This is a genomic window from Schlesneria paludicola DSM 18645, from assembly GCF_000255655.1.
Taxonomy (GTDB): Bacteria; Planctomycetota; Planctomycetia; order Planctomycetales; family Planctomycetaceae; genus Schlesneria; species Schlesneria paludicola.
Genome location: NZ_JH636435.1, coordinates 2,545,016 through 2,545,301, shown reverse-complemented (window position 1 = coordinate 2,545,301; position 286 = coordinate 2,545,016). Strand labels below are relative to the sequence as shown.

Annotated in this window: 1 protein-coding gene; it reads right to left on the bottom strand. The window is 54.9% G+C overall.

All coding sequences use genetic code 11. The features are described 5' to 3' along the window. Positions 1–286 (bottom strand): hypothetical protein (locus tag OSO_RS52815; protein WP_040592681.1); only part of this gene is annotated, 286 nt, incomplete at both ends.

The following is a 286-nucleotide window of genomic DNA, read 5'->3' as shown; positions in this document are numbered from 1 at the left end:
CAAGTAGGACGCGCGATTCAAGTAGGCGCTATAGATCGTCCACGCTCCATTAGTCGCTGGCACCGTCGTTGCCGTCGAGATGAAATTCGAGGCTCCAAGCAACAATCGCCCCTCAACATTGAATTGCTGAGCAGACATGACGCCTGTTGCCATTGATGCGGTGTAGGTATCGAGGTAACCCGCGTTCGTGGTCGTGACGTTGTTGCCGTTCGCTTGACGAACGTCAGACCTGACGATGCCACCTGAGAAGTTGAGTTGCCCCGTACCTGTACCTGACGACAGCAGA